The 21,333-nt window shown below is 52.2% G+C and carries 16 protein-coding genes and 1 pseudogene; 13 read left to right on the plus strand and 4 right to left on the minus strand.

The window, feature by feature from the left end:
* From nuoL to QFZ34_RS20030, 7 genes and pseudogenes are all read left to right on the plus strand, one after another.
* Positions 1-1,992, plus strand: a complete 1,992-nt coding sequence (gene nuoL / locus QFZ34_RS20000) for an NADH-quinone oxidoreductase subunit L (RefSeq protein WP_307284657.1) — start codon at positions 1-3, stop codon at positions 1,990-1,992.
* The gene (locus QFZ34_RS20005) at positions 1,992-3,497 is read left to right on the plus strand and encodes an NADH-quinone oxidoreductase subunit M (RefSeq protein ID WP_307284659.1); all 1,506 of its coding nucleotides are present in this window, start codon (positions 1,992-1,994) and stop codon (positions 3,495-3,497) included. Before nuoL ends, QFZ34_RS20005 begins: the two co-directional genes overlap by 1 nt.
* A 19-nt stretch (positions 3,498-3,516) precedes the next feature.
* On the plus strand, positions 3,517-4,953 hold the full coding sequence (gene nuoN / locus QFZ34_RS20010) for an NADH-quinone oxidoreductase subunit NuoN (RefSeq protein ID WP_307284662.1): 1,437 nt from the start codon (positions 3,517-3,519) through the stop codon (positions 4,951-4,953).
* 10 nt (positions 4,954-4,963) lie between these two features.
* Positions 4,964-5,806, plus strand: a complete 843-nt coding sequence (locus tag QFZ34_RS20015; protein ID WP_307284665.1) for a biotin--[acetyl-CoA-carboxylase] ligase — start codon at positions 4,964-4,966, stop codon at positions 5,804-5,806.
* A gap of 22 nt (positions 5,807-5,828) precedes the next feature.
* Positions 5,829-7,502, plus strand: a complete 1,674-nt coding sequence (locus QFZ34_RS20020; RefSeq protein ID WP_115055288.1) for a ribonuclease J — start codon at positions 5,829-5,831, stop codon at positions 7,500-7,502.
* An 8-nt stretch (positions 7,503-7,510) separates the two neighbouring features.
* The gene (gene mce, locus QFZ34_RS20025; RefSeq protein WP_115055286.1) at positions 7,511-7,915 is read left to right on the plus strand and encodes a methylmalonyl-CoA epimerase; all 405 of its coding nucleotides are present in this window, start codon (positions 7,511-7,513) and stop codon (positions 7,913-7,915) included.
* Positions 7,915-8,185: pseudogene (locus QFZ34_RS20030) on the plus strand (DUF1467 family protein). The gene mce and the pseudogene QFZ34_RS20030 overlap by 1 nt, the downstream one beginning before the upstream one ends.
* Before the next feature lie 11 nt (positions 8,186-8,196).
* On the opposite strand, the gene QFZ34_RS20035 reads toward QFZ34_RS20030, so the two are convergent.
* Complete coding sequence (locus QFZ34_RS20035; protein ID WP_307284668.1) at positions 8,197-9,171, minus strand: glycosyltransferase family 2 protein; 975 nt, start codon at positions 9,169-9,171, stop codon at positions 8,197-8,199.
* Positions 9,172-9,782: 611 nt separating this feature from the next.
* Between QFZ34_RS20035 and proS the strand changes: the two genes are divergently transcribed.
* The 4 genes from proS to dnaE all read left to right on the plus strand — a co-directional run bounded on the left by proS (position 9,783) and on the right by dnaE (position 16,957).
* Positions 9,783-11,132 (plus strand): proline--tRNA ligase, encoded by a 1,350-nt coding sequence (proS, locus tag QFZ34_RS20040; protein ID WP_115055280.1) that lies wholly within the window; start codon positions 9,783-9,785, stop codon positions 11,130-11,132.
* The gene (locus tag QFZ34_RS20045; RefSeq protein ID WP_307284673.1) at positions 11,129-12,415 is read left to right on the plus strand and encodes a lipoprotein-releasing ABC transporter permease subunit; all 1,287 of its coding nucleotides are present in this window, start codon (positions 11,129-11,131) and stop codon (positions 12,413-12,415) included. Before proS ends, QFZ34_RS20045 begins: the two co-directional genes overlap by 4 nt.
* Before the next feature lies 1 nt (position 12,416).
* On the plus strand, positions 12,417-13,097 hold the full coding sequence (locus QFZ34_RS20050) for an ABC transporter ATP-binding protein (RefSeq protein WP_115053204.1): 681 nt from the start codon (positions 12,417-12,419) through the stop codon (positions 13,095-13,097).
* A 389-nt stretch (positions 13,098-13,486) separates the two neighbouring features.
* The gene (dnaE, locus tag QFZ34_RS20055) at positions 13,487-16,957 is read left to right on the plus strand and encodes a DNA polymerase III subunit alpha (protein WP_115053319.1); all 3,471 of its coding nucleotides are present in this window, start codon (positions 13,487-13,489) and stop codon (positions 16,955-16,957) included.
* Positions 16,958-17,067: 110 nt separating this feature from the next.
* On the opposite strand, the gene QFZ34_RS20060 is transcribed toward dnaE, so the two are convergent.
* A complete protein-coding gene (locus tag QFZ34_RS20060) occupies positions 17,068-18,384 on the minus strand; it encodes a DNA polymerase IV (protein WP_115053203.1) in 1,317 nt (438 codons plus the stop codon).
* 84 nt (positions 18,385-18,468) lie between these two features.
* Positions 18,469-18,753 (minus strand): DUF3572 domain-containing protein, encoded by a 285-nt coding sequence (locus QFZ34_RS20065; RefSeq protein ID WP_115053202.1) that lies wholly within the window; start codon positions 18,751-18,753, stop codon positions 18,469-18,471.
* Between the two features lie 338 nt (positions 18,754-19,091).
* Here QFZ34_RS20065 and QFZ34_RS20070 point away from each other — a divergent pair, with 338 nt between their 5' ends.
* The gene (locus QFZ34_RS20070) at positions 19,092-19,463 is read left to right on the plus strand and encodes a response regulator (protein WP_008122893.1); all 372 of its coding nucleotides are present in this window, start codon (positions 19,092-19,094) and stop codon (positions 19,461-19,463) included.
* 18 nt (positions 19,464-19,481) lie between these two features.
* Entirely contained in the window at positions 19,482-20,861 is a 1,380-nt protein-coding gene (locus QFZ34_RS20075) for a PleD family two-component system response regulator (RefSeq protein WP_307284695.1), read from the plus strand.
* A gap of 7 nt (positions 20,862-20,868) precedes the next feature.
* Here QFZ34_RS20075 and QFZ34_RS20080 read toward each other — a convergent pair whose 3' ends face one another.
* Positions 20,869-21,276 carry a GNAT family N-acetyltransferase gene (locus QFZ34_RS20080; RefSeq protein ID WP_307284698.1) on the minus strand — a complete coding sequence of 136 codons (408 nt, stop codon included), beginning with the start codon at positions 21,274-21,276 and terminating at the stop codon, positions 20,869-20,871.
* Positions 21,277-21,333 lie beyond the last annotated feature (57 nt).

The following is a 21,333-nucleotide window of genomic DNA, read 5'->3' on the forward strand; positions in this document are numbered from 1 at the left end:
ATGCTGTATCTGGCGATTGTCTTCCTGCCGCTGATCGGCTTTCTGATAGCGGGCCTTTTTGGCTCGTCAATCGGTGCCAAGGCGAGTGAATATGTAACGACTGGTCTGCTGATCATTGTCGCTATCCTGTCTTGGGTAGCCTTTGTAAGCGTAGGTCTTGGTCACGGCGAGGCGTTCAAAGTTCCGGTTCTGCATTGGGTGGAATCCGGCTCGTTGAGCTTCGACTGGACTCTTCGTATTGATACGCTGACGGTTGTCATGCTCGTCGTGGTCAATACTGTATCGGCGCTCGTGCATACATATTCCATCGGCTATATGCATCACGATCCGCATCGCCCGCGTTTCTTCGCCTATCTTTCGCTCTTTACCTTCGCAATGCTGATGCTTGTGACCGGCGACAACCTTGTCCAGATGTTCTTTGGCTGGGAAGGTGTTGGTCTTGCTTCCTATTTGCTTATCGGCTTCTGGTTCAAGAAGCCTTCGGCAAATGCTGCTGCCATGAAAGCCTTTATAGTCAATCGTGTCGGTGACTTTGGTTTCTTGCTCGGCATTTTCTCGCTTTTCGTACTTTTCGATACTGTTCAGTTCGATACATTGTTTAGCGCCGCTGCTACCTATCTTCCTACTGAAGGCGCTGCGGATGCAGGGAAGGTTGTCTTGAACTTCCTTGGCTATGAACTCGACAAGCAGGGCGCAATCACCATTGCCTGTTTGCTACTGTTCATGGGCGCCATGGGTAAGTCGGCACAGTTTTTGCTGCACACATGGCTGCCGGACGCCATGGAAGGCCCGACACCTGTGTCGGCGCTGATCCATGCTGCAACGATGGTCACGGCCGGCGTTTTCATGGTGGCGCGTCTGTCACCAATATTCGAGCTGTCGCATACCGCTTTGATCTTCGTGACGGTCGTCGGCGCAACAACAGCTTTCTTTGCTGCGACCGTCGGTCTGGTCCAGAACGATATCAAGCGCGTCATCGCCTATTCAACCTGCTCGCAGCTTGGCTATATGTTTGTGGCGCTCGGTCTTGGTGCTTATGGCGCAGGTGTGTTTCATCTGTTCACGCATGCTTTCTTTAAAGCCTTGCTTTTCCTTTGCGCCGGTTCGGTTATCCATGCCGTTTCCGACGAACAGGACATGCGCCGCATGGGTGGTCTGCGTAAGCTCATCCCCAAGACCTATTGGATGATGATCATCGGAACAGTTGCACTGACTGGGCTTGGTATTCCAGGTACCGTTATCGGCACGGCAGGGTTCTTCTCCAAGGATGCGATTATCGAATCCGCCTTTGCTTCGCATAATCCGGTTTCAGGCTACGCTTTCATTCTGCTTGTGATTGCGGCTGTATTTACCAGCTTCTATTCATGGCGCCTGATATTCATGACATTCCATGGAAAGCCGCGTGCAAGCCATGATGTGATGCATCACGTCCATGAATCGCCTTACATCATGCTCGTGCCTCTGTTCATTCTGGCCATTGGCGCTCTCTTTGCCGGTGTCGTGTTCAAAGAGTTTTTCTTCGGCCACGAATATGCCGAGTTCTGGAAGGGTGCGCTGTTTACCGGGCCTGAAAACGAAATATTGGCGGAGTATCACCACGTGCCGTTCATCGTTGCCATGTCGCCATTCCTGGCAATGGTAGCGGGCTTTATCGGTGCCTGGTACTTCTACATTCGCTCACCGGCAACCCCACGCCGTTTGGCCGAACAGCATTCCGGACTTTACCAGTTCCTGTTGAACAAATGGTATTTTGACGAGCTGTATGATTTCCTCTTCGTTCGCCCGGCAATGGCACTCGGCAAATTCCTCTGGAAGCGCGGCGATGGTTGGCTGATTGATGGGCATGGCCCGGATGGTATTTCCGCCCGTGTTGTTGATGTCACCAACCGCGTGGTGCGCCTGCAAACCGGTTACCTTTATCACTATGCGTTCGCGATGCTCATCGGGGTCGCCGCACTCGTCACGTGGATGATGCTCGGGAGCAACTTCTGATGACCGACTGGCCAATTCTTACCACCGTTACCTTCTTACCATTGGTCGGTGCCTTTCTGATCCTGCTCATCCGGGATGACAGCGATGCTGCACGCCGCAACATTCGCAATGTCGCTTTGTGGACGACGATCATTACCTTCCTTCTGTCATTGCCGATCTGGTATTATTTCGACAATGCAGAAGCGGGCTTTCAATTTGTGGAAAAGGCCGCATGGCTCGATAGTGGTATATCGTACCATATGGGAGTCGATGGCATTTCCATGCTGTTCGTCATCCTCACCACTTTCCTTATGCCCCTATGCATTCTGGCCAGCTGGGAAGCGATCCAGAACCGCGTTAAAGAATATATGATCGCGTTTCTGGTTCTGGAAACGCTGATGATTGGTGTGTTCTGCGCACTCGATATCGTGCTATTCTACGTGTTCTTTGAAGCAGTACTGGTCCCGATGTTCATTATCATCGGTGTCTGGGGCGGAAAGCGCCGGGTCTATGCCAGCTTCAAGTTCTTCCTTTATACGCTGCTCGGCTCGGTTCTGATGCTGCTAGCCATCATGGCAATGTACTGGCAGGCTGGAACGACCGATATTCCTACCTTGCTTGCACATTCTTTCCCCGCTTCAATGCAAACATGGCTTTGGTTCGCCTTCTTCGCATCCTTCGCGGTGAAAATGCCTATGTGGCCGGTTCACACCTGGTTGCCGGATGCGCACGTTGAAGCGCCGACCGCAGCTTCCGCCATTCTTGCCGGTATTCTGTTGAAGCTTGGCGGCTATGGCTTCCTGCGCTTCTCGCTTCCGATGTTCCCGATAGCATCGGCTGATTTCGCGCCGATCATCTATACTCTTTCGGTTGTCGCCATTGTTTACACATCCCTTGTCGCCCTCATGCAGGAAGACATCAAGAAGCTGATCGCTTACTCCTCGGTCGCTCACATGGGCTATGTGACCATGGGTATTTTCGCAGCAAACGAGCAGGGCATTCAGGGTGCATTGTTCCAGATGCTTTCCCACGGCCTGGTTTCGGCAGCGCTGTTTCTGTGTGTCGGTATTGTCTATGACCGCACCCATACGCGCGAAATCTCTGCCTATGGTGGCCTTGTGAACAATATGCCGAAATATGCGGTCGTGTTCCTGATCTTCACCATGGCCAATGTCGGCTTGCCTGGCACATCCGGTTTCATCGGTGAATTCCTGACCTTGATGGGCGTGTTCCGCGTCAATACATGGGTTGCTCTTTTTGCCACCTCAGGTGTTATCTTCTCGGCGGCCTATGCATTGTGGCTCTATCGGCGCGTTGTGTTCGGTTCGCTCGACAAGGAAAGCCTGAAGGCGCTTCTGGATATGTCGCCGCGGGAAAAGGCAGTGATTTATCCGCTGCTGATCCTGACGATCTTCTACGGTGTTTATCCGATGCCGGTATTCGATGCGACGGCCAGCTCCGTCCATGCACTTATCAATCAATATAATAACGCGCTGTCCTCAGCGGCCACTTTGGCGTTGAAATAGCAGGAAGAGGCCAAGGCCGATGCAGACCGATATGATTGCCAACCTGACGCTCATGGCTCCCGAACTGCTTCTAGCAGTGGGAGCGATGGCTCTCCTGATGGTCGGAGCATTTTCCGGCGAGAAGTCGTACAAGCTGGTCAATGGTCTCAGCATCATATTGCTGTTGCTGGCACTGGTGCTTGTTGCCGTGTTTCCTCAACAGGGAAACGCTTTCGGTCGTGCTTTCATCAATGATTCCTTTTCCGGCTTCATGAAAGTACTCACACTGGCAGGCTCGATCGTTACTCTCATCATGTCGTCCGGCTTTGCCAAAAGCGAGAAATTCGACAAGTTCGAATTCCCGATCCTGATCCTTTTGGCCAATGTCGGCATGCTGCTGATGATTTCAGCCAATGACACGCTGTCTCTATATCTGAGCCTTGAGCTGCAATCACTCGCGCTATACGTCGTCGCCGCCATCAACCGCGACAGCGTTCGCTCCACGGAAGCTGGCCTGAAATATTTTGTTCTTGGCGCGCTGTCATCCGGCATGCTCCTCTATGGTATTTCACTGGTTTATGGCTTTACGGGTCATACCGGCTTTGAAGGTATTGCCCAGTCTCTCGCCAGCTCCGAACGTCAGCTCGGCGTTGTTTTTGGATTGGTTTTCATTTTTGCTGGTCTTGCATTCAAGATATCGGCAGTTCCATTCCATATGTGGACGCCAGATGTTTATGAAGGCGCGCCGACACCGGTAACAGCTTTCTTTGCAACTGCGCCGAAAATGGCGGCGATGGCGCTGCTGACACGCGTATCAGTGGATACCTTTCAGCCGATCACGCATGACTGGCAACAGATTGTCGTGTTTATTGCCATTGCGTCGATGATCCTTGGCGCTTTTGCGGCCATCGGCCAGCGCAATATCAAGAGGCTGATGGCTTATTCTTCCATCAGCCATATGGGCTATGCCCTTGTTGGGCTTGCTGCAGGTACGCAGGTTGGCGTTAAAGGCGTTGCCATTTACATGCTGATCTACCTGGTCACAACGCTTGGTACATTTGCATTCATTCTGGCAATGCGCCGCAAGGATGGAAATGTCGAACAGATCAGCGACCTTGCCGGTCTCTCGCGTACAAATCCGATTATGGCGACCATATTGACCATCCTCATGTTCTCGCTCGCAGGTATCCCACCGCTCGCCGGGTTCTGGGGCAAGTGGTACACCTTCCTTGCAGCGATGCAGGCTAATCTCTATGCGCTTGCTATTATCGGCATTGTGGCTTCGGTTGTGGGCGCGTTCTACTACCTGCGCATCATCAAGATCATGTGGTTCGATGAACCGGTTGGCGGTTTCGTTCCAGTCGCTGGCGAACTTCGACTCGTGCTTGGTGCCTCCGGTCTGCTTGTTCTGCTCTATGTTCTGATCGGCGGTCCGATTAGTACCTACGCGGAAGCGGCATCCAAGTCCTTCTTCTAGGGCGAAGAATTTGACGGGATTTGCCCTATCGCCTATCGCAGAGCAGAATGGTTTTCGACTGGAAGCTTTCGAAACGATTGGATCCACCAATGCTGTCGCGCTCGAGCGCGCACAGGCGGGTGATCCTGGCAAGCTGTGGATCGTATCCAAGAAGCAGGCGAGCGGGCGAGGGCGGCGCGGCCGGGCTTGGTCTTCTCCCGAGGGCAATCTGGCGGCTTCCTTATTGCTTACCGGAAATCTTGAACTGAAAAGTGCGGCGACGCTCGGCTTTGTAGCTGGTCTTTCGCTTGCTGATGCGCTCAACGCAGTATGTCCTTCAGCAAATTTTTCCGTTGGCATTGATGGCGCAAGCAATGCAGGTGCTGGAAAATCGCCATTACGGGTGGAGCTTAAATGGCCAAACGATTTGCTGGCGGGTGGCGCAAAGCTCGCCGGTATCCTGCTTGAATCGACCTTGATGGCGGATGGGCATTTGGCAGTAGTTATCGGCATCGGCGTTAATGTTGTTGCCTATCCGCAGGATGTCCCTTATCCAGCTACGTCATTGGCACGGCTTGGTGCGAACTGCGATGCCGAAACAGTGTTTCTGGCCTTGTCGGACGCCTGGGAAGAGAACTATCGCATTTGGGCGAATGGACGGGGCTTAAGTGACATTCGCAAACGTTGGCTCTCGCAGGCGGCAGGAATTGGCAGTGAAGTCGCCGTTCGAATAGACGGAGCTGTACTGCGTGGTATATTCGAAACAATTGACGAAGATTGCCAGTTCGTCATTCGTGATAATGACGGTGTACGGCAAAAAATTGCAGCCGGTGACGTCCATTTTGGAACAGTGGCATCGGCAAACGCTGAATGAGTTTCAGTTTTTAGGAGCATAAATGGCAAATTCCGATCAAGCGGAACTTGTTTTCCTGCCTTTAGGTGGTGTCGGCGAAATCGGCATGAATCTGGCCCTTTACGGCTATGGCCCCGCGCGCAAACGCGAATGGGTCGTGGTCGATATGGGTGTGAGCTTTGCTGGCCCAGATCTTCCCGGAGCTGACCTGATCCTGCCCGATATTCGTTTTTTGCAGGCTGAGCGCAACAACCTCAAGGGTATTGTTATCACCCACGCGCATGAAGATCACTACGGAGCGCTGCTTGATCTCTGGCCACTTCTCAATGTTCCTGTTTATGCCACGCCATTTACTGCCGGACTTCTTGCCGCCAAGCGGCACTCGGAACCCGGTGCACCGGATATCCCAGTCACAATCTACCGTGCTGGCGAAACCTTCAATGTCGGCCCTTTCGAGTTCGAAGCACTGGCTGTGACGCATTCCATTCCTGAGCCGGTTTCATTGGCAATCAAGACTCCGCTTGGAACAGTCATCCATACAGGCGACTGGAAGATGGACCCGGAACCCTCGATCGGACCGCTGATCAATGAAGCGCGATTCCGCGCTCTGGGTGACGAAGGCGTTCTCGCCATGATGTGCGATTCTACCAACGCCTTGCGTGATGGCGAATCGCCATCCGAACAAGAAGTTGGCGAAAGCCTGCGGCAAATCATTGAAAACGCCCGTGGACGCGTTGCGATAACTTCGTTTTCATCCAATGTCGGGCGTATCCGTTCTATTGCCCTGGCAGCGCGCGATGCCGGCAGGCAAACGCTTGTGCTCGGACGTTCGATGAAGCGCATGATCGATGTCGCGACCGAGCTTGGTTATCTGGATGGTGTGCCTGAGTTCCTGTCGGAGGATGATTACGGCTATATTCCGCGGGAAAACATGGTCATCATATTGACCGGCAGCCAAGGTGAACCACGTGCTGCCCTTGCCAAACTGGCGCGCGATGAAATGCGCAGTGTTGCACTTTCGCCCGGCGATACGGTTATTTACTCATCGCGTGCCATTCCCGGCAATGAAAAGGCGATTAATGACACCAAAAACCTTCTGATAGAGCAGGGTGTCCAGATCATTTCCGATGGTGATCAATTGGTGCATGTGTCGGGGCATCCGCGACGCAACGAATTGAAGCGGATGTATGAGTGGGTTCGCCCGCGCATTCTTGTTCCTGTTCACGGTGAGGCTGCGCATCTTGTCGGGCAGGGATCACTGGCTGCAATGGCAGGCATTCCAGAAGTGCCGCAAGTGCGCAATGGCGATATATTGCGCCTTGCTCCGGGCAAGGCAGAGATCATTGGTGAAGCGCCCTTTGGCCGCCTGATCAAAGACGGCAGGCTGATCGGCGACGAGGAAGAGGTCGGCATCGTTGATCGCCGAAAGCTTTCCTATGTCGGCCATGTTGCGGTGTCGTTTATTCTCGACGCCAAGTACAACGTTCTTGAAGATCCGGAGCTTGTCCCTTTCGGAGTTCCGGAAGTAGACGATGAAGGTGAGCTCCTGGAGGATCTTCTTTACGATGCTGCTGTTGGTGCGGTCCAAAGTATCCCGAGGGAGAAGCGACGCGATCTTGCCATGGTGCGTGAGGCAATTCGCCGTGCGGTTCGCTCCGCCGCCAACGAAGCATGGGGCAAAAAGCCGATTGTCACTGTGTTCGTAACCAAGGTCTGAGGTAAGCAATGCTGGGACGGCTCAACCATGTGGCTATCGCAGTTCCAGATATGGCGGCTGCGTCCGCCATCTATAGGGATACGCTCGGAGCAAAGCTGACAGAACCGCAGATATTGCCTGAGCATGGCGTTACAGTTGTGTTCATCGATGTCGGAAACACCAAGATCGAACTGCTTGAACCGCTTTCTTCCGAGTCGCCCATATCGGCTTTCCTCCTGAAAAATCCGTCAGGTGGTATTCACCACGTGTGCTACGAAGTGCCCGATATACTGAGCGCGCGAGATCGCCTAAAAGAGCAGGGTGCCCGGGTTTTGGGTGATGGCGAGCCGAAGCTTGGAGCTCATGGCAAACCTGTTCTGTTTCTTCATCCGAAGGATTTCAACGGAACGTTGATCGAACTGGAGCAAGAGTAATGCCGATTGCAACAGCGCTGGCAGTTTATTTCATTTTCTGGTGGTTGACGCTTTTTACCATGCTGCCGATTGGCCTGCGCACGCAGGCTGAAGAGAATGACGTAACACTGGGCACAACGCCGAGCGCGCCGCACAAGCATCGCATGGGACGAGTCTTCCTGTGGACCACGCTTGTATCCGCAGTCATTTTCGCAATTTTTCTACGTTGTCAATCAACGGCTTGGTTATGGCGTCAACGACCTGCCGGTATTTTTTCCGCAGCTCGACTGAACTGTATATAGCTAGGCTCCAGTAATCGTTTGATAGTGTGGAGACTGTATGTTCGTAAACGCCTGCAGCATTCCCGTAATACTTCCCAAATATGCAGCAGATTTTACAAGTGACTCCCCAGGCGTAACGGGTGCAATGATCAATTGAATTATCATTTTTAGAAGGCGGGCTGCAATTGATCCCGGTATACGATACAATGTGTATACTCGCTGCGTTGCTAATTTAGTTCTGGTTTCAATGGCACAATGGTCGCGGCTTCTTTTGAATTGATAGGCCAAGGTCAGTCTTTCTTTCGGTATATGGTCATACACAATCGCTTTGGGGGCCCAGCCGGTATTTGCTCCGATCTTCTTTGTTTCACGGTAAAGTCGCCAATCTTCACCGCCATTAAGCGCAAGTGCTTCGTCAAAGCGTAATCCGCTTGATCGAAAGAAGTTGAGATTGCCCATCCAGTTGTTAGTGGCGAGCCAAAGTTTGCCGGCTTCACCTTTCGACCTACAGGCGCAGGCGCTGCATTCACCTTTTTCCGCCATGTTTTTCAAGGCGTTCCAAATCATTCTTTGCCATAATGAAACACCTGCTACCGGCGCTGGCCGTACTGGTCCGCCGACAATATCAAGATTTGAAGCATCCCGTTCCGCGAGCAGCTCAACCAGCCAATCCGGTTCTACTGTTTCATCATCATCGGCAAAGGTAAGCAGGTCGTGGCCGCTGGAAATTGCAATATCGAGTACGCGGTTGCGTACATATGCAATTCCAAGGCGCGATTCGACTTCATATTGTACGCTGCAGTTGGGAACGCTCGTACGAAAGCGCTCTATAATTTCGGTAAGCGTCGGAAAGGAATTGTTCTCAACAATAACAAAATGCAGCTGCGTGTTGGCAGGGATAGCCATTTTCGCATAGGAGGCGAGGAGTACTTGCAACATGATCGGGCGATTGCGGGTAACGGTTCCCACGCAAATTCTGCGCAATAATTCTGTCATGAAATAATCTGCCTGAAATAAATAAAATAGCTTGGACTAAAAATGCTGTTCGCACGTGCGACCGTGCAAGTTCATTGAATGGGTGCCTAAAATAAATTTAATTTCTACTTACAGCGCTGTTGCAGCCGACCGTCAATCGGGAATCACACCTATTTTAAAATTAGGATATTAGGCACGAAAAATAAGGTATTGAATTTAAAATGAAAAATATTCGTCAAACCCATAAATGAAGACAAAAAAAATGCAAGGCTTTCGCCTTGCATTTAAAGATCGCGTCTGACCCATCCACTTGCGTGGCGGCTGCGGAAACCGCGCCAAGGGTCACATCCTCCCAAGACTTTGACCGCGTAGGAAAGCAGAAATATTCTTACTTTCTCCTTATGCTTAAAAAAATAGCGGACTGCCTTCGAAATGTCACGAAAAATATTCGTTACTGTCATCTTTTGATTAGAAATCTTGCAGCAGAGTGAATCACCCCTCAATATCATCCTGTGTTATATGCAGTTGCGGGTTCCCAATCAGCCATGAAGCCGATAAGAAATATCGACTTTGCACTTGGTTTTGCCTGATTCTTCAAGCACTCAGGCGTTGTTCAATTTTGGTGACCCTCAATGCGGCTTTCCCGTTACTTTCTGCCCATCCTTAAAGAGAATCCTAAAGAGGCTGAAATCGTCTCGCACCGGCTCATGCTGCGTGCCGGACTGATTCGCCAAGAATCAGCAGGCATTTATGCCTGGTTGCCGGCGGGACTGCGCATTCTCAACAAGGTAAGCAACATCATCCGCGAAGAACAGAATCGCTCGGGCGCAATTGAATTGCTGATGCCGACAATTCAGTCAGCAGATCTTTGGCGTGAAAGCGGCCGTTATGATGCTTATGGCGACGAGATGCTGCGTATTAAAGATCGCGGCGATCGGGAAATGTTGTTTGGCCCGACAAATGAAGAAATGATCACCGAGATTTTCCGGGCTTATGTCAAATCTTACAAGGACTTGCCGCTCAATCTTTATCATATTCAGTGGAAATTCCGCGACGAGCGCCGTCCCCGGTTTGGTGTTATGCGTTCGCGCGAATTCCTTATGAAAGATGCCTATTCTTTCGATATGGATTTTGAGGGTGCCAAGGCTGCGTATAATCGTATGTTCGTTGCATATTTACGGACATTCTCGCGCCTCGGTATCAAGGTCATTCCGATGCGCGCGGATACGGGTCCAATCGGCGGTGATTTGAGCCACGAATTCATTATTCTTGCCGAAACCGGAGAAAGCCAGGTTTTTTGCGATCGCGCCTATCTCGATCTGCCAGTGCCAGGTGCTGATACGGATTTCGACGATAATCAGCAGATTGCCGATATCGTCACGCGTTGGACGACGCCCTATGCTGCCACTGACGAAATGCACGATGAGGCGGCTTGGTCCAAGGTGGATGGCTCCCACCAGATGGCTGCACGCGGTATTGAAGTTGGCCACATTTTCCACTTCGGCACAAAATACTCCGAACCAATGGGGGCCAAGGTAAGCGGTCCTGACGGAAAGGAGCATTTGGTCTCGATGGGGTCTTATGGCATTGGGCCGTCGCGCGTTATTGCAGCGATCATCGAGGCCTCACATGACGAAAACGGAATCATCTGGCCCAAGGCAGTTGCTCCGTTTGGTGCGGGTATTGTGAACATGAAGCCCGGCGACGATGCATGTGATGCAGTTGCGCTGAAGCTCTATGACGCCTTGACGAGGGCCGGCCTTGAGCCGCTGCTTGATGATACGGATGATCGCCCGGGTGCAAAATTTGCCAAGATGGATCTGATCGGTTTACCGACACAGGTAATTGTTGGTCCGCGTGGTGTGGCCGCTGGCGAAGTCGAGATCAAGGATCGTGCTACAGGCGAGCGTGAAACGCTCTCCATCGAAGCCGCAATCAACAAATTGGCCGGTCCTGCGGACTTTCAGGCGGGAACTTTATGACAGAAAAAGCAGCGACCGCGCCCTCTGGTTCAAAGCCATTCTCAGCCTTTGAGCGTATGATTGCCTGGCGCTATCTGCGTGCCCGGCGCAAGGAAACGTTTATTTCGGTTATCGCCGGGTTCTCGTTTACGGGTATCATGCTTGGGGTGGCGACGCTTATCATCGTCATGGCGGTGATGAATGGTTTTCGGGCCGAGCTTTTGACCCGAATTCTCGGAATCAACGGCCATGTCATCATGCAGCCAATGGATCGGCCATTGGATGATTTTGACGCTGTTATCAAGCGTGTCGATGCCGTGCCAGGCGTATCTTTTGCCATCCCCGTCGTCGAAGGCCAGGTCCTGGCCAAAGGCAATGTGGGGGCCGGATCAGGCGCGCTTGTCCGCGGTTTGCGCGAAGACGATATCGCCAAGCTGCAACTTGTGGCGAAGAACGTACGGCAGGGCACATTTCAGGGTTTTAACACCGCAGGCGGCGTGGCAATAGGTACGCGCATGGCCGAAAATATGGGCTTGGGCCTCGGTGACCGGCTGACGCTGATTTCTCCTGATGGCGATGTGACGCCGCTTGGGATGGCGCCACGGGTCAAATCCTACCCGGTGACTGCCATTTTTGAGATTGGCATGTCAGAATATGACGCCTCAATCGTGCTCATGCCGCTCGAGGAATCGCAGCTCTATTTCAATCAGGACAACAAGGTTCAATCGATCGAAATATTTGCCGACAAACCGGACGATGTTGACGCACTGAAAAAGCCGATTGAAGAAGCGGCACAGCGCTCGGTCATGTTGACCGATTGGCGACAGCGCAACCAGACATTCTTTTCCGCGCTTCAAGTTGAGCGTAACGTCATGTTCATGATTCTGACGCTTATCGTGCTCGTCGCGGCGTTGAACATCATATCGGGACTCATCATGCTCGTGAAAGACAAGGGCCGCGATATCGCCATCCTTCGAACCATGGGTGCAACGCGAAATTCCATCCTGCGCATATTCTTGATGACTGGCGCAGCCATCGGCGTGACTGGCACGATTGCCGGGGTCGTGCTTGGCGTCGTCGTCTGCCTCAATGTCGAGCGGATCAGGGAGTTTTTCTCCTGGCTTTCCGGGACGACACTCTTCAATCCTGAACTCTATTTCCTAAGTACTCTTCCGGCCAAAATGGACTTCAACGAGACCTTTACTGTAATTCTCATGGCGCTTGTCCTATCGTTTTTGGCGACGCTTTTCCCCGCTTGGCGCGCAGCCAAACTCGATCCCGTTGAAGCTCTGAGGTACGAATAAAATGGCCGGGCCTATTTTGCAGCTGACGAATGTCGGTCGCCGCTATGATGAAATCGGCCGCGAACTCATCATTCTCGACAATGCCAGTTTTTCTCTGGGCAAGGGAGAAATGGTTGCGCTTGTTGCGCCTTCGGGTGCAGGGAAATCCACATTGCTACACACTGCCGGTTTGCTTGAGCGGCCCGATAGTGGCGATGTAATTCTTGACGGGCGCTCCTGCGGTTCTTTGTCGGACGAAGAGCGGACGGCCATCCGTCGCAATGATGTGGGATTTGTTTATCAGTTCCACCATCTTCTGCCCGAATTTTCTGCTCTCGAGAATGTGATGATGCCTCAGATGATTCGCGGCATGAAGCCGGGCGTTGCCTCGGAACGTGCTCAGCAGCTGCTCGACTATATGAAGGTGGGGGCGAGGGCAGCTCACCGCCCGAGCGAACTTTCCGGCGGTGAACAGCAAAGAGTGGCGATTGCCCGCGCTGTGGCCAACGCGCCGCTTGTATTACTCGCCGATGAGCCTACGGGCAATCTCGACCCCGTTACCTCATCTTACGTGTTCGAAGCACTGGAGGCGCTTGTTCGTCAATCCGGCCTGTCGGCAATGATTGCTACGCATAATCATGAACTTGCCCGGCGTATGGATCGACGTGTTACGTTGAAAGACGGCAAGATCACCAATCTCTGATTAGTCAGCAGTATTTACCTCTCATTAGCAATTTGAAAACCATAGCACTCACCATGCCGGAGATGCGCTTGACTTTAGAACAAAAATGGAACAAAACATATACATAGTGCAAACGAAGAAGGGTTTTACCGATGAGCGAACTTTTCCAGGATGTGATGTCATTTGTTACCGTCAGTCTCTTCATTGCGACATTCGCGATGTGGGTGAGCGTCATCTGAAGAAACATCCCTTCGGGGATGATTGAGCGAGCCCCGACTATCCACTGTTCACGCGGCCCAAACGTTCAATTTGAGTAGACACCTCATCACGCATATCGGACTATATGCGCGCGGTGGAATCGGTTCTCCGTTCAGTATCGGAGATAAAAAGTGGCAGATGGGCACGGCAATATGAGCAATGCAGGCAAGCGCCCATTGCGCTTTGTCCATCTGAGAGTTCATTCCGCATATTCATTGCTTGAAGGCGCGTTGCAGGTTCCCAAGGTGATCGACCTTGCTGTGGCCAGCAAGGCTCCCGCCATTGCAATTACTGACACAAACAATCTTTTCGGCGCTCTTGAGTTTGCGCAGAAAGGCTCAAAAGCCGGATTGCAGCCTATCATCGGCTGTCAGATGGATATCGCGTTTCACGACCAGACCGAGGAGAGCCGCAATGTAAACCGGCGTGAAGCGCTCGGGCTCGCGCCACTGGTTTTGCTGGCGGCGACGGAAGAGGGCTATGCCAATCTCGTTCGGCTTGTCAGCCGGGCTTATCTTGAAACTCCCTCTGGTGATCCGGTCCACATAGTTTCCAGCTGGCTGGCAGGAAAAACGGATGGCATTATCATGCTATCCGGCGGACCAGAGGGTGCTATTGCCAAGGCAATCAAGGATGATCGGATTGATCGTGCCCGCCAGCGGCTTTTGATGCTGAAATCACTGTTCGGCGACAGACTTTATGTCGAGTTGCAGCGCCATCGCGGCTATGACAAGGCGTTGGAAGCGACACAGGTGGACCTGGCCTATGAGCTGGAACTCCCGCTTGTTGCCACCAACGACGTGTTCTTCTCCAAGAGTGCCGACTATGAAGCCCACGATGCCTTGCTGGCAATCGCATCTGGATCGCTGCTATCGATTGACGACAGGCGTCGCCTTAGTCCGGACCACTATCTCAAGAGCGAAGATGAGATGGTGGAGCTCTTCGCTGATTTGCCGGAGGCTGTAGAAAACACTGTCGAAATCGCCATGCGCTGTTCGTACTACCCGAAGAATCGCGCTCCGATTTTGCCGCGCTTTACCGGAGAAAGCGCCGATCCTGAAGCTGCATTGGCAGCAGAGGCGGAAGAGCTTGCGCGCCAGGCTCGCGAAGGGCTTGAACAGCGGATTGCGACTGTAGGGCTTGCGGGAGCCCATACACGGGAAGAATATGCCGAACGTCTCGAATATGAGATTTCCGTCATTACCCGAATGAAGTATCCTGGGTACTTCCTTATCGTTTCGGACTTCATCAAATGGGCAAAGGCGCATGATATTCCTGTTGGGCCGGGGCGTGGTTCCGGTGCTGGCTCGCTTGTTGCCTACGCTCTGACTATTACGGATGTCGATCCGCTGCGATTCTCGCTTCTGTTCGAACGCTTTCTCAATCCCGACCGCGTTTCTATGCCTGACTTTGACATCGACTTCTGTCAGGAACGGCGTGACGAGGTCATCCGTTATGTTCAGGCAAAATATGGGCGCGATCAGGTAGCGCAAATCATAACGTTCGGAACATTGCAGGCGCGCGCTGTCTTGCGTGACGTCGGGCGCGTTCTTGAAATGCCATACGGGCAGGTGGATCGCCTGACAAAGATGGTTCCTGCCAATCCCGCCAATCCGGTAACGCTTTCAAAGGCTATTGAGGATGAGCCGCGTCTGCGCGAAGAACGTGACAAGGAACCCGTGGTCGAGCGTTTGCTTGATATTGCTTTGAAACTCGAAGGCCTTTACCGGCACGCATCGACACATGCCGCCGGTATCGTCATTGGTGACCGCCCACTTTCTGAACTCGTCCCGATGTATCGGGATCCGCGTTCCGATATGCCGGTTACGCAGTTCAACATGAAGATGGTGGAAGAGGCCGGGCTGGTCAAATTCGACTTTCTCGGCCTGAAAACGCTGACAGTTCTTCAAACTGCGGTGAATCTGGTCCGTCGCCGCGATATAATCGTGGATCTCTCAAATCTGCCTTTCGACGATAAACCGACTTACGAGATGCTGTCGCGCGGCGAGACTGTCGGCGTGTTTCAGGTGGAAAGTACCGGCATGCGCAAGGCGCTGATTGGTATGAAACCTGATCGGATCGAGGATATTATTGCGCTTGTCGCGCTTTATCGTCCGGGGCCAATGGAGAACATCCCGACCTATAATGCGCGCAAGAATGGCGATGAGGAGATGGCGTCGATTCATCCCAAAATCGACCATCTCGTCAAGGAAACGCAGGGCGTCATCATCTACCAGGAACAGGTGATGCAGATCGCGCAGGAAATGTCGGGCTATACGCTCGGTGAAGCCGATCTTCTGCGGCGCGCCATGGGTAAGAAAATCCGCTCTGAAATGGATTTGCAGCGAGTTCGCTTTGTTGATGGCGCCGTTGAGCGGGGCGTGACAAAGCCGCAGGCCAACTTTATTTTCGACCTCCTGGCGAAGTTTGCCGATTATGGCTTCAATAAATCCCATGCGGCCGCTTACGCTATCGTATCGTTCCAGACCGCCTATATGAAAGCGCATTACCCGGTTGAATTCTTAGCCGCGTCAATGACTTACGATATGTCGAACACGGACAAGCTCAATGATTTCCGGCGTGAAGCTGTGCGGCTCGGTATCGAGGTTGTCACGCCTTCGGTCAATACGTCCTACCGGCTATTTGAAGTCGGCGAAAACCGCATCTACTATTCGTTGGCCGCCATCAAAGGCGTTGGTGAAGCCGCTGTCGATCATATTGTCGAAAAGCGCGGATCGACGCCTTATGCCAGCCTTGAAGATTTTTGTGAGCGGATCGATCCGCGGGTCGTCAACAGGCGGGTGTTCGAAAGCCTTATCAATGTCGGCGCATTTGACTGTTTTGGACGGGAGCGGCCAGCACTTATCGCCGGTTTGGATCGTATAATTGGCCATGCGCAACGCACACAAGAAGACAGTGTCAGCGGTCAAACGGACATTTTCGGCGGTATGGCTGCAACTGCGCAAACAATTCAGCTTCCGTCCGTAAGCCCTTGGCTTTCATCAGAAAAACTGCGACGGGAATTTGAGGCGGCGGGCTTTTATCTTTCCGCGCATCCTCTTGATGAATATCAACCCATCCTCGACAAAATGCGCGTTCAAACCTGGTCAGAGTTTTCTGCGGCAGTGAAGCGTGGTGCCAATGCCGGGCGGCTGGCAGGTACAATTACCGCAAAGCAGGAACGTCGTACCAAAACTGGCAACAAGATGGGAATCATCCAATTCTCTGATTCCTCAGGGCAATTTGAAGCGATCCTATTTTCAGAAGCGCTGGCGCAATTCCGCGACTTGCTGGAACCGGGCCGTTCCGTTGTCATCACAGTTGGCGCAGAGGACAGGCCTGAGGGCATTAGCCTGCGCATACAGACGGCACATTCGCTTGAAGATGAAGCTACACGCATGCAGAAGGCGTTGCGGCTATATATGCGCTCCAGCGAGCCTCTGGCGGCTATTACGCCCTATTTGACGCCGCAAAATGACGGGCAGATTGTCAGCCTTATTCTGATCAAGCAGAACGGTGCCAATGAAGTTGAGATTGAACTGCCTAACCGCTACCGGATAGGCCCGCAAATAGCGAGCGCCATGAAGGCTATTCCGGGCATTGTCGAAGTTGAAATGGGGTGAATTCAACTTAGCGCAACTATATTGCAATTGCAGATTGAATTTTTTCAGCAAAAATCGCCTGTTTTCTGGCATTTTTGAGCAAAAGTTCAGACTATCTCAGCTTTTTTCCGCTAATCTATTTCATCCGGCGCTTCTTTTGCGCGTGATTTTATCTTGCCGAATGTATATCCTGTTTCCACGGCTTGATTGCCAAATTTCCCGCGTAGCTTGTCTATGGCAGTTTCGGCAACTGCACGTTTAGTAGCCTGCACGTCAACAAGATCGAGCGGGTCGGCTCTGCCGTCGTCGGTGAGATCGCTCACTCCGATCCCGATCAAGCGATATCGGGTGCCGTCAATTTCCTTTTCAAGCAGCGAAACACCTGTCCGAAAAATCCTGTCGGCAAGCTGGGTCGGATCGGCGAGCTGACGATTACGGGTCTTCAATTTGAAGTCGCGTGACTTCAACTTGAGAACGATGGTTCGCCCAGCAATGTCGGCTGCTTTTAACCGTCGGGATACTTTCTCTGACAGGGCCCGCAAAATGGCGACGAGCTCTTCCATTGACGAGATGTCTTCATTGAACGTTGTCTCTGCGGAAACACTCTTGCTTTCACCTTCAGGCTCAACCCGTCTTGTGTCCATGCCGCGAGACAAACGGTACAGCCTCTGACCCATGGTGCCATAGGAGCGCATCAGGGGACCAAGCTCCATGGTTTGCAATTGACCAATGGTACGAATGCCATCTCGCTCCAAGGTTGCATCAAAAGCCTTGCCGACACCCCAGATCATTGTCACGGGCTTGTCGCGCAAAAAGGTGAGGGCCTCTTCTTCACCGATAATAGAAAAGCCACGCGGTTTTTCGAAATCGGAGGCGATCTTGGCGAGGAATTTGCAATAGGAAAGACCGACCGAAACCGATAATCCCAACTCACGTTCAACCCGATTAGAAAATTGCGCCATGACCCGCGCCGGAGGATCATGGTGGAGCCGTTCCGTACCGGAAAGATCGAGAAAAGCTTCATCAATGGACAGTGGCTCAACGAGAGGCGTGAGGTCGCGCATCATCTGCCTGATCTCGCGCCCGACTCGGACATATTTTTCCATATCCGGCTTGATGACAATGGCGTGCGGACATGCTTCCAACGCCTTGAACATAGGCATGGCGGACTTAACACCATGGATGCGGGCAATGTAGCAAGCCGTTGAAACAACGCCTCGTTTTCCGCCTCCAATGATGACAGGTTTGTTGCGCAGTTCGGGGTTGTCGCGTTTTTCGACCGACGCATAGAAGGCGTCACAGTCCACGTGGGCGATACCCAGGCGATAAAGTTCGGGATGCCGAAGCAAGCGAGGGCTACCGCATGATTGGCAACGCTTGGCCTCGTGCGCCTGATTGGCCAGGCAGTCACGGCAAAAACCGAATTGCGGATTGTTAAGACTGGCCATGATGCCCGGAACATAAAATGAACGTCTGGACCTTAGCGAACAGTAGGAGGCGTTGCAACAAGCCTCAGTGACTTACCAACCGTTTCAATAGGCATCCTGACGCCCGCCGGGCAACAGGCGCAATGCCTGCTGAAACAGAGCTGGATCTGTGCCGGTCTCAGTGCAGTAACGCATCAGCGTCGGCTCATGCGCCAGATAGAATTGCAACACGCCCGCAAGAAAACCCGGCTCTTGTGCGGCCGTGCGGATTTGATCGGCGGTAATGCCGGTCAAAGCCAGGAAACGGGAGAACAATTCGCTGTCTTGCGACATGAACACAAGCGAATTGATGGCAAGGTCGTGTGCTCCATCCAAGTCAATCTTCTGCATCTAGAATATTTCATCCATAAGTTGTGTTGAAGGTCTTGAAAATAAACCACATTACCTCAAGCCTTGGCGCTGCTATCCAAATGAAAAGCTTCAATCCATTTAGACCAGATTAATGAGTCTTGAGCCTAATAGCAGTTGAACATATCCAAAAGAACATGTTGAATAAATGCTTGGTTAAACATGATCAGCAGCATTTCTGAATTAAACGGCAGAGTTTTCTTTTCATCAATCATCAGACGTTATTTCAGAAACTGGTAAAGGTAGGATTTAGTGTCTCGCCGTAAGAGTTTGCATGGCGTGGACCGTATCCTTCGAGAGTGACCAACAGGAAATTGCCAATGGTAAAGAAAGTCATGATCGTCGAGGATAATGAGCTTAATATGAAGCTCTTCCGCGATCTTATTGAAGCCAGTGGTTATGAAACCATACGCACACGCAATGGCTTGGAAGCGTTGGACCTTGCTCGCGAGCATCGTCCAGACCTTATCCTCATGGATATACAGCTTCCCGAAGTGTCGGGTCTTGAGGTCACAAAGTGGTTGAAGGCCGATGACGACCTTCATGTTATTCCCATTATCGCAGTGACGGCCTTTGCAATGAAGGGCGACGAAGAGCGCATCCGCCAAGGTGGGTGTGAAGCTTACATCTCCAAACCTATCTCAGTTCCCAAATTCATCGAAACAATCAAATCCTACCTTGGCGACGCTTGAACGTCGGGAGAATTGAACATGACGGCCCGTATTCTTGTCGTTGACGACGTTCCAGCCAATGTAAAGCTTCTGGAAGCCCGGCTTCGTGCCGAGTATTATGAGGTGGTTACGGCGACCGATGGTTATGAAGCGCTCGAGATTTCTGAAAGCGGCAATATCGATGTCATTTTACTTGACGTAATGATGCCCGGTCTCGACGGATTTGAAGTTTGCCGCCGGTTAAAATCGAGAGCGGCAACGGCCCACATCCCGGTGATTCTCGTGACCGCGCTTGATCAGGATTCAAACCGGATTACCGGCTTGAATTTTGGTGCTGATGATTTTCTGACCAAGCCTGTCGATGATCTCCAGCTTATGGCGCGCGTCAAAAGCCTGGTTCGGTTGAAAAACCTGACGGATGAACTGCGTCTTCGTGTGGCAACGACCCGTGATGTGGGGCTCGAATCCATTCTGCGCCTGCCAACTGGCGTCCACGAGGCGATGAAATTTGCACGCGTTCTGTTGATTGATGAACGTCCGGAAAGCACCGAAAAAATAAAACGCGTATTGGGCGAAGAATGTTCGGTCGACGTGGAGAGTGATCCGCAAACCGGTTTCTTCAAGGCCGTGCAAGGCAATCATGATTGCCTTATTATTTCTTCAAGCTTCGCCGCATTTGATCCATTGCGGATTTGCGCGCAGCTGCGCTCGCTGGACAATACCAGATCGTTGCCGATCATCTTGGTGGCGGATATGGGGGAAGAGCCATTGATCCGGCGGGCTTTAGAACTAGGGATAAACGACTATTTGGTGCGGCCGGTCAATCCGAACGAGCTTCTCGCGCGTCTACGCACCCAGCTGCGCCGTAAGGCCTATCATGACGGTCTGCGCGCCAGCGTCGTGAAAACCTATGAAATGGCTGTGACTGACAGTCTGACGGGCCTGCACAACCGGCTTTATCTCGAGACTCATCTGGCAACGCTGTTCAAACGCGCGGTAGAGCGTCGTCGTCCACTATCGATTCTCATGACTGATATTGATCGCTTCAAATTGATAAATGATACATACGGACATGATGGCGGCGATGAGGTTCTGCGTGAATTTGCCAGGCGGCTGCGTCGCAATGTGCGCGGCAGCGATTTGGCCAGCCGCTATGGCGGCGAGGAATTCTTCATAGTGATGCCAGATACAGATCAGACACTGGCCTCCATCGTCGCAGAGCGAATCCGTCGCGAGGTGGCATCGACGCCTTTCCAGATCAACAATATGGGCCCAGCCATACCTGTAACAATCAGCATTGGTATTGCAAGCGTTCTGCAGGAGGGCGACACGGTGCATAATCTGATGAAACGTGCCGATGATGCGCTTTACGGAGCCAAATCATCGGGGCGCAACAAGGTCGTGTCTGCAGCTGCGTGACCGCGCCTTAGTGGTCGCCGCCTGCATAGATCCACATGGGAACGGTTTTGCCGGCTTTTACGAAACCAAGCGTTTCGTAAAAGGATAGAGCGCCAATATCTGCCGTCAGCATAATTTGATGAAAATCAGCATATCGCTGCAGCATGGCTGTCATCAACTTCCGGCCGATGCCCATCCCCTGATAGTCGGGGTGCACAATTAAATGGGGGAAATAGACTACCAGATGGCCATCAGAAATAGCATTGGCTAATCCCAGCAGCTGGTTATTGGAACGTGCCGTAAGGAGAGTGTGGGAGTTACTGAGTGCTGCCAGCAAGGTTTGCGGCTTTTGCGCGGAGGACCAATTATTGGCTTTGTAAATGCTAACCACTTCGTCTTCACGAAGCGTATCACCGTTTAAAATATCGATTTCCATGCATTTTCCAAAATATAATCAATAAGAATACAGCAATAAATACCACAACAAAAAAGC

Source organism: Phyllobacterium ifriqiyense (assembly GCF_030817885.1).
Classification (GTDB): domain Bacteria; phylum Pseudomonadota; class Alphaproteobacteria; order Rhizobiales; family Rhizobiaceae; genus Phyllobacterium; species Phyllobacterium ifriqiyense.

What these genes read in the sequence shown, in the direction of transcription:
- proS (WP_115055280.1), top strand. Translation starts at nt 9,783, where the DNA reads ATGCGGCTTTCCCGTTACTTTCTGCCCATCCTTAAAGAGAATCCTAAA.
- dnaE (WP_115053319.1), top strand. Translation starts at nt 13,487, where the DNA reads ATGAGCAATGCAGGCAAGCGCCCATTGCGCTTTGTCCATCTGAGAGTT.
- QFZ34_RS20045 (WP_307284673.1), top strand. Translation starts at nt 11,129, where the DNA reads ATGACAGAAAAAGCAGCGACCGCGCCCTCTGGTTCAAAGCCATTCTCA.
- QFZ34_RS20075 (WP_307284695.1), top strand. Translation starts at nt 19,482, where the DNA reads ATGACGGCCCGTATTCTTGTCGTTGACGACGTTCCAGCCAATGTAAAG.
- QFZ34_RS20080 (WP_307284698.1), bottom strand. Translation starts at nt 21,276, where the DNA reads ATGGAAATCGATATTTTAAACGGTGATACGCTTCGTGAAGACGAAGTG.
- QFZ34_RS20020 (WP_115055288.1), top strand. Translation starts at nt 5,829, where the DNA reads ATGGCAAATTCCGATCAAGCGGAACTTGTTTTCCTGCCTTTAGGTGGT.
- QFZ34_RS20060 (WP_115053203.1), bottom strand. Translation starts at nt 18,384, where the DNA reads ATGGCCAGTCTTAACAATCCGCAATTCGGTTTTTGCCGTGACTGCCTG.
- QFZ34_RS20050 (WP_115053204.1), top strand. Translation starts at nt 12,417, where the DNA reads ATGGCCGGGCCTATTTTGCAGCTGACGAATGTCGGTCGCCGCTATGAT.
- mce (WP_115055286.1), top strand. Translation starts at nt 7,511, where the DNA reads ATGCTGGGACGGCTCAACCATGTGGCTATCGCAGTTCCAGATATGGCG.
- QFZ34_RS20065 (WP_115053202.1), bottom strand. Translation starts at nt 18,753, where the DNA reads ATGCAGAAGATTGACTTGGATGGAGCACACGACCTTGCCATCAATTCG.
- QFZ34_RS20005 (WP_307284659.1), top strand. Translation starts at nt 1,992, where the DNA reads ATGACCGACTGGCCAATTCTTACCACCGTTACCTTCTTACCATTGGTC.
- nuoL (WP_307284657.1), top strand. Translation starts at nt 1, where the DNA reads ATGCTGTATCTGGCGATTGTCTTCCTGCCGCTGATCGGCTTTCTGATA.
- QFZ34_RS20035 (WP_307284668.1), bottom strand. Translation starts at nt 9,171, where the DNA reads ATGACAGAATTATTGCGCAGAATTTGCGTGGGAACCGTTACCCGCAAT.
- nuoN (WP_307284662.1), top strand. Translation starts at nt 3,517, where the DNA reads ATGCAGACCGATATGATTGCCAACCTGACGCTCATGGCTCCCGAACTG.
- QFZ34_RS20070 (WP_008122893.1), top strand. Translation starts at nt 19,092, where the DNA reads ATGGTAAAGAAAGTCATGATCGTCGAGGATAATGAGCTTAATATGAAG.